General features: G+C 61.8%; 6 protein-coding genes (1 of these 6 cut by a window edge). 3 read left to right on the forward strand and 3 right to left on the reverse strand.

Annotated features, from left to right (window positions below):
* Positions 1-14 precede the first annotated feature (14 nt).
* Positions 15-542 carry a DUF2937 family protein gene (locus tag CK910_RS09425; RefSeq protein ID WP_043141712.1) on the reverse strand — a complete coding sequence of 176 codons (528 nt, stop codon included), beginning with the start codon at positions 540-542 and terminating at the stop codon, positions 15-17.
* Positions 543-746: 204 nt separating this feature from the next.
* Between CK910_RS09425 and CK910_RS09430 the strand changes: the two genes are divergently transcribed.
* Together CK910_RS09430 and CK910_RS09435 are read left to right on the forward strand one after the other, a co-directional pair.
* On the forward strand, positions 747-1,460 hold the full coding sequence (locus CK910_RS09430) for a phosphatase PAP2 family protein (RefSeq protein WP_098982492.1): 714 nt from the start codon (positions 747-749) through the stop codon (positions 1,458-1,460).
* Positions 1,461-1,717: 257 nt separating this feature from the next.
* Entirely contained in the window at positions 1,718-2,620 is a 903-nt protein-coding gene (locus CK910_RS09435) for a sulfite exporter TauE/SafE family protein (protein ID WP_098982494.1), read from the forward strand.
* On the opposite strand, the gene CK910_RS09440 is transcribed toward CK910_RS09435, so the two are convergent.
* On the reverse strand, positions 2,535-3,350 hold the full coding sequence (locus tag CK910_RS09440; RefSeq protein ID WP_098985051.1) for a hypothetical protein: 816 nt from the start codon (positions 3,348-3,350) through the stop codon (positions 2,535-2,537). The genes CK910_RS09435 and CK910_RS09440 overlap by 86 nt on opposite strands.
* Positions 3,351-3,562: 212 nt before the next feature.
* On the reverse strand, positions 3,563-4,849 hold the full coding sequence (gene hemL, locus CK910_RS09445; protein ID WP_098982497.1) for a glutamate-1-semialdehyde 2,1-aminomutase: 1,287 nt from the start codon (positions 4,847-4,849) through the stop codon (positions 3,563-3,565).
* 241 nt (positions 4,850-5,090) lie between these two features.
* On the opposite strand from hemL, the gene clcA reads away from it, so the two are divergent.
* A protein-coding gene (gene clcA, locus CK910_RS09450) for a H(+)/Cl(-) exchange transporter ClcA (protein ID WP_098982499.1) crosses the window boundary here: on the forward strand, positions 5,091-6,241 show its 5' portion. 259 nt of this gene lie beyond the right edge of the window; only the first 1,151 of its 1,410 coding nucleotides appear in the window; the start codon lies at positions 5,091-5,093; the stop codon falls past the right edge of the window.

The following is a 6,241-nucleotide window of genomic DNA, read 5'->3' on the forward strand; positions in this document are numbered from 1 at the left end:
CTTATGCGTTACAGCTAGCGCAGGGCATGGCGTGTTCTCGGTTGTTGCTTTCGAAACGGCAGCAGAAGCAGGCTCAGCAGCAGATCCCCCAGCAAGGCGGCGATGAAGCCTATCGACATGCCACAGATGATGGCCGATTGCTTGAGCGGTACCAGGTAGCTGTAGTTTTGCAGTGTGTCTTGCCAGAGCTGGGCATCGGCGCGCAGCAGCAGGTGCGTCAGCTGCTGATACCAGGGGCGATCCTTGAAGGCACTCTCCTGCAACAGCGTCTGCTGCTGGCTCACCAGGTGCTGCAGGCTGGCGGCATCCTGTGCAAACACGGGGTCGGGATTGGTGCGATAGTGGTTGACCAGCGCGGTCAGATCGCCGTTGAAGTGCTGATCCGCCGTGCCCTGAAACGGCACCAGGCTGAGGTTGGCCTGTTGCAGACGCGCATCCAGCCGCTGGTAGTAGAGGTCGATAAGACCCGGTATCTGAACGCCCGCCAGCAAACCCAGGGCAAACAGCATAATGCGAAGGTAGCTGCGCATATTCCTCATCATCTCGCTAAATAAGAGCCCTCATACTAGCCGCAAGCCGGGTTCAGGCCAAGATGGCACACCACACCCCCTCTGGCTGGTCGTGACAGGGCCGAGCTGAGGTCATTGCGGCGGCTTGTCTTGTTACCCCCGCTTACATTTATGTGATTCACGTCACGATTTTTATGTTCTAAAATACTGCGCTTTTTTGGGGAGAGGAGCGTCTGCATGAACAAGTTTGTGCCGTGTTATCTGGTGGGGGGCCTGATCGCCATCAGCTGGAGTGTCCTGCCTGCCCATGGTCCTTGGGATCAGTGGGATCTCGCCGTCTTCCATCTGGTCAACGGCTGGCTGGGCCAGTCTCGGCTGTGGGCCGATGTGGTGGCCGTGACCAACAATCGCCTGTTCGATTTGGCGGTACTGGCCTGCATGGGGCTGATCCTCGCGACTGGTTTCTTCCGCTCCCATGAACCCGGTCGCCGCCGCCTGGTGGCCATGGGGATCGTCATGTTGCTGGGAGCCTTGGCTATCAACCAGTTTGGCCATCTGCTGCCGGTCAGTCGGCCCAGTCCGACTCTGACGGTGCCAGATGCGCTGCGTGTCACCCAGCTCAGCGCGATCCCGACCAAGGACTCCTCCAGCGACAGCTTTCCCGGCGACCATGCCCTGTTCCTGATGATCTTCGCCGGCTTCGCCCTGCGCTATCTGCCGCGCCGGGCCAAAGTGACGGCCCTCTTGATGGTGCCGCTGTTTTCGGCGCCCCGCATTCTCTCCGGCGCCCACTGGCTGACGGACGTCTATGTGGGGGCCTTGTCGCTGACCCTGCTCTGCCTGCCACTCTTGTTGCTGACAGGATTGTCGGATGCGCTGATCCGCTGGCTCGCGCCCCGTTTGCCGTGGCTGCACGAGACGGATTGCGGACAACGGGCCGGTCAGCAATAAAAAAAGAAGGTCGGTGCATGCCGGCCTTCTTTTTGGCTACTTCCCATCGGTGACTGTGGTCGTCGCGAAATGACCATGACTACCACCGATGGCCCCAGGCCTGCTGGCCCTCATAGACAAGTATTAGCAGAGCCGTTCGAGCGCGCCTGCCAGGACTTTCTCCAGATAATCGTTTGCATGGGGTGAATGGTTGATCCCGACCAAGATTTTTTATTTTGACTGCCTTAGAATCGCCGCCCGTTGCTGGAGAACTCTGTATGTTAATTAATCTTTTGCGCCTGATATTCATCATCTGTGCCCTGGTTTTCATCTTCATGCTGGTTCAGGCCTGGTGGCAAAAACGGCGACAGGGGTCGCTGGAATCCACCCCGTTCTGGCCCGTGGCCGCCATCGGGTTTGTTGCCAATTTTCTCGATACCCTGGGCGTCGGCAGCTTCGCGGTGAAGACGGCCTGTTACAAGCAGTTCAAGCTGATCGATGATCGCCTGTTGCCCGGCACCCTCAACGGTCAGTGCGTGTTGCCGACCGTGACCCAGTCCCTCATCTTCATCGGTGTGGTCAAAGTGGATCCGCTCACCCTCATCAGCATGATGGTGGCGGCGGCTGTGGGGGCGGCCTGGGGGGCACGCCATGTGGCGTCGTTTGATCGGCAGACCATACGGCTGGTGATGGCTGTCTCCCTGTTGGTGGTGGCCGGGCTCATCTTCGCGGGCCTGCTGGGGCTCTTCCCCCTCGGCGGCGATGCCATGGGGCTGACCGGCTACAAGCTGGGCATTGCCCTGCTCGGCAACTTCATCTTCGGGGTCTTGATGAACGTCGGCATAGGTCTGTTTGCCCCCTGCATGACGCTGGTCTATCTGCTCGGCATGAATCCGCTGGCGGCCTTCCCCATCATGATGGGCTCCACCGCCGTGCTCAGCGTCTTTTCGGCGGGCACCTTCATCCGCAAGGGAGCCTTCGATGCCAAGGCGGTGCTGGCGGTGGCCATCTTCGGCCCCATTGGCGTAGTGCTGGCCGCCATGCTGGTCAAATCCATGGACATGGAGATGCTGAAGTGGCTGGTGGCCTTCATCGTCATCTATACCTCCTGGACCATGTACGCCTCCTGGCGGGCGGCGCGGCGTCAGCCTCAACCCCGGCTGGCGGGCGTCGCAGGCTAGCCTGCACCAGTGCCGCCTCCGCCTTGGCTCCCAGAAACACATAAAGCCCCAGTGCCAGCAGCAGTCCCACGGCACACCCCATCACCCCGACCGCAGGCCAGAGCAGCTCGCTCTGGCCGAGGGATCCCTTGAACAGCAGCAAGAGTCCCTCGATGGAGACAGCGATCAGGATGGCGGCGATGAAGCGGGTGATGGTGCGGCGAACTGCGCTGTGGCGGAAGATGTCCTTATGCAGCAGCACCTCCTCCTCCAGAATCGTCTTGCCCAGATCGAACACCGCCAGCGCCAGGGTCAGGAATATGATGGCGCTGAAGGCACCGAGCCGGTTCTGCTGCGTCCCGCACAGCAGCAGGTAGAGCTGCTCCAGCCCATGCCAGATCAGGGTAGCGACGATTAGGAACAGCGCCATGCTGAGCACCACGTACACCGCCTTGAACCAGGGCATGGCCCGGCGGCGTTCTCTGTCCCCCATCAGCCAGGCGATCAGCTGATTGAGGCAGAGCGTCAGCTCCCGGCCATGACCCTGCACCACCAGGCGCAGCTGTGATTGCGGCGCCGGCACGGGGGGCAGGATCCTCGCAGGCTCATGGCTCTGGCCTATGGCCAGTATGAAGGGATAACCCCTGAGCGAGTCGAGGGGGGCGGTGAGCAGCCCCAGCAACAAGGGGTTCAGTTCGGTTTCGTACTCCTGATAGCGCCGCAGCACATCGATGGGGCTCATCTCTGCCATACACACCTCGGTCAAGTGGGCTCCTGCTGATGGTGTGCAAATAGTGGGCCCGCTTTATGACAAAGATGGCAGGAGTTGTTGCACCAGAGAGTGGCAAACAGGCGGAGGCCGCTGTGGAATTGCACCAGAACCGTGACAGGGCCTGGGGTGGGCCAGGCATGGGGCAATGAAAAAGGGCCCGTGAAGGGCCCTCTCATCAAACCGGGTCGGGATTAACCCGCCAGCTTGGCAAAGCTGCGCTCGGCGGCGGCCAGGGTGTGTTCAATCTCCTTGTCACCGTGCGCCAGCGACAGGAAGCCTGCCTCGTAGGCGCTTGGCGCCAGATAGACACCTTCCTCCAGCATCAGATGGTAGAAGCGCTTGAAGCGTTCCATGTCGCAGCGGGTCACCTGCTCGTAGCGGGTGATCTCGGCCTCGTCGGTGAAGAAGAAGCCGAACATGCCGCCCACGTAGTTGATGGCAAACGGGATGCCGTGCTTGGCGGCGGCGGCTTTCAGCCCCTCGGCCACCCGGGCTGTTTTGGCGTTCAGCTGGTCATACAGACCCGGTTCCAGCAGCAGGTCCAGCATGGCGAGGCCGGCGGCCATGGCCACGGGGTTGCCGGAGAGAGTGCCTGCCTGATAAACCGGCCCGGTCGGGGCTATGTACTGCATCACCTTCTTCTTGCCGCCGAAGGCGCCGACCGGCATGCCGGCCCCTATGATCTTGCCGAGGGTGGTGAGGTCAGGGTCGATATTGTAGTAACCCTGGGCGCCGCGCAGGGAGACGCGGAAGCCGGTCATCACCTCGTCCAGGATCAGCAGGGCGCCGGCCTCGTCACAGATGGCGCGCAGCCCTTCCAGGAAGCCGGGCACCGGCGGGATGCAGTTCATGTTGCCGGCCACCGGCTCGACTATGATGCAGGCGATCTCGCTGCCGTACTGGCTGAAGACTTCGCGCACCGAATCCAGATCGTTGAACACGCAGGTCAGGGTGTGCTTGGCGAAATCGGCCGGCACGCCCGGGCTGTTGGGCTGACCCAGCGTCAGGGCGCCTGAGCCTGCCTTGACCAGCAGGGAGTCGGCGTGGCCGTGGTAGCAGCCTTCGAATTTGACGATCTTGTCACGACCTGTGTAGCCACGGGCCAGACGGATGGCGCTCATGGTCGCCTCCGTGCCGGAGTTGACCATACGCACCTGTTCCATGGAGGGCACTATCTGGCGCACCTTCTCGGCCATCAGCACTTCGATCTCGGTCGGCGCGCCGTAGCTCAGCCCCTTTTCCACCGCCTTGATGACGGCGGCCTTGATGGTCGGGTGATTGTGCCCCAGCAGCATGGGTCCCCAGGAGCCGATGTAATCCACGTAGGCCTGACCATCCACGTCATAGAGGTAGGCACCATCGGCGTGATCGATGAAGCGGGGTGTACCGCCGACCCCATTGAAGGCGCGGACCGGTGAGTTGACGCCACCCGGAATGGTCTGGCGGGCCTGTTCAAACAGCTGATCTGATTTTGACATGGATCATCCTTAATGGGATTTTGGTCGTCACACAGGCGCAGGCGGCCGATTGCGGCTCGGCAGTGAGGGGGCGGTGGAGTATGCTTTGCGCTCTCGTCATCCGGGCCCCAAGCCTGCCCCGTGCTAAATGAAACGGGCCGACTATAGCAGAAAGGCCCTGTGCTGGGCAGCCAGGCGGCATGCCGGATGATCCCCGCGTCTGTCTGCAGACGAATGTGGTTTTTCCAAATGGTGCAATACGTTGGTGCAACAAGAACTCTCCTCCTCCGACCCGCTCGCCTCTCCCCCTGGCTTAGTCTTGCGACGTCCTGCCTTGCTGCGGCTTGTTCAGCAAGACAAGATGCCGCTGCTGGTACTCTTGCTGGCAGCCCTGGTCGGCACTCTGGCCGGTCTGGTGTGTGGCCTGTTCGAATCGGGCGTGCACTGGCTGGCCGGGCTGCGGCTAGCCTTGCTGGCCGATCGTCCCTGGTGGCAGCTCGGTCTGCTCGGGTTTGGCTTCAGCGCCCTGCTGGGCTTTGTCGGCTACTTCCTCACCCACAGCTTTGCCCCTGAAGCGGGCGGTTCAGGCATTCCCGAGATCGAGGGTGCCATGGATGATCTGCGTCCGGTGCGCTGGTGGCGGGTGTTGCCGGTCAAGTTTTTTGGCGGCATCTGCACCCTGAGCTCAGGCATGGTGCTGGGACGGGAGGGGCCCTCGGTGCAGATCGGGGGCAACCTGGGCAAGATGGTGGCGGATATCTTCAGGCTGCCGAAGGAGCACGGCCATGCCCTGCTGGCTGCCGGGGCTGCGGGTGGGTTGGCCGCCGCCTTCAATGCCCCCTTGGCGGGGATCCTGTTCGTGATGGAGGAGATGCGCCCCCAGTTTCGCTACTCCTTCCTGGCCATCAAAGCGGTGGGGATCTCTGCCATCATGGCAACCCTGATGCTGCAGAACATGAAGGGTCAGGCGCCCGTGATCAGCCTGCCGCACTATGAGGCTCCGGCGCTGAAGGCGCTCTGGCTGTTCCTCTTCATGGGGGCCACCTTCGGGGTGCTGGGCTTCGTCTTCAACAAGCTGGTGCTGGCCTGTCAGGATGCTTATCTGGCGCTGCACCGGAACAAACGCCACCGCTTTGTCGCCATCGGCATGCTGGTGGCGGGCACCTTCGGCGTGCTGTCACTGTTTGCCCCCTCGGTGACCGGCGGTGGGACAGAGCTCATCCCCCATCTGATGGGCGGTGAATATGCGATGGCGACCCTGTTTCTCATCTTCTCCATCCGGCTGGTGGCGACCCTGATCTGTTTCTGCTCCGGTGCGCCCGGTGGCGTGTTTGCTCCCACCCTGGCACTCGGCACCCTGTTTGGCGTCGTATTTGGTCATCTGTTTCATGCTGCATTTCCCGAGCTTGGCAT

This window comes from Aeromonas sp. CA23 (genome assembly GCF_002587065.1).
In the GTDB taxonomy this organism is placed as follows: Bacteria; Pseudomonadota; Gammaproteobacteria; order Enterobacterales; family Aeromonadaceae; genus Aeromonas; species Aeromonas bestiarum.